General features: G+C 29.5%; 2 protein-coding genes. Both read left to right on the plus strand.

The features are described 5' to 3' along the window. Positions 1-541 (plus strand): hypothetical protein (locus tag IEV77_RS17335; protein WP_188467172.1); only part of this gene is annotated, 541 nt, incomplete at its 5' end. Positions 542-683: 142 nt separating this feature from the next. Beyond that, entirely contained in the window at positions 684-1,208 is a 525-nt protein-coding gene (locus IEV77_RS17340; protein WP_188467174.1) for a hypothetical protein, read from the plus strand. The last annotated feature ends 27 nt before the right edge of the window (positions 1,209-1,235 follow it).

The raw sequence follows: 1,235 nt of genomic DNA on the forward strand, positions 1-1,235 counted from the left end.
GACAAAAAAAAGATTCCCTAAAACGGAAAAATTAATCAAACGAATATTGATTTTCGTAACGTTTACGTTTGTAATTCTGATAATATTATCATTTAGCGGACTAAAACTCAAAGGAATTTACTCAAACTTAATAATTGGACTGATTTTTATTCTGACAAGCCTTTTATATTTTGCAATTACGAAAAACACAACTCGGAAAATAGTTACTATTGTTACTTTAATCCCATTGATTTTATTGAGTGCCTATTTTCAAGTTTTTAACGAAAATTTAGGTCGCTACAAAGTGACCGAAAACCATAATATAGTTATAAGTCGTGAAGGATTTTTAGCGTGTGGAGAAATAATAAGATTGACAACGCCAAAATTTTTGATATTTGACAAAGAACTGATTTATGACAGTAACCAATGTTTGAGAGGAATTTATAAAATAGAAACTGTTGAGTTTGACGAAAAACGAGCTGAATTTTTAATTTATCATAATGGAGAAATGGACTCTGAAAACCCTTATAATTACGAAATTGAAAATAAAAACGTGTGGTAACACCGTGTATAATTAATGGCTGGTTTTTGCCTACTTACGAAAATCCTCGCGGATTTTCTACTCAGTTTTTATTTGCTAAATTAGGTGCTTAAACACGCCACTAATCATACACAAAACCGTTGTAAAACATTTGACCAAACCAATGTCCACAGATAAAACAAACAACTTTTCTCATATTAAATTCGGATTTCGAGGAGAAGGAATTTCATATAAACTTAACGGAAAGGAATATGAATTTAATTCAACTTGTTTTGATGGAATTAATATCTGTTTTGATGATTTAGGTGTCAGTAATTTGAATGAAAGCCAAAAAACTAAAATGTTTGTGGAAATTATTCAATTCGTAAATGAAAAAGAAAATGTAAAACCAACAATCTCTTATAATATTGACGAAAAAAATGCGGAATTGTGGAAGAAGTTAACAGTTGAGTTCAGTTCTCAAATTAAGGACGTTGACATTACGAATAATGAAAAAGCTAATGAAGCTTGGTATAAAAGTATGAAAGCCGATTTAGAAACTGGATTGGCTGAAATGAATATCAAAGGTCTAAAAATAAAAACGGTTAAGGATTTAGATAAACATTGGAATAAAATAAAATTCACAAAAGATGGCGAATCAAACGAAAGAGTCACTTTTTGGGATAAACTAAAAGCAAAACTGAATTAAAAAACGTTTTACAACACCGTATAAAAA

Source organism: Xanthomarina arctica (genome assembly GCF_014638915.1).
Lineage (GTDB): Bacteria > Bacteroidota > Bacteroidia > Flavobacteriales > Flavobacteriaceae > Xanthomarina > Xanthomarina arctica.

What these genes read in the sequence shown, in the direction of transcription:
- IEV77_RS17340 (WP_188467174.1), top strand. Translation starts at nt 684, where the DNA reads ATGTCCACAGATAAAACAAACAACTTTTCTCATATTAAATTCGGATTT.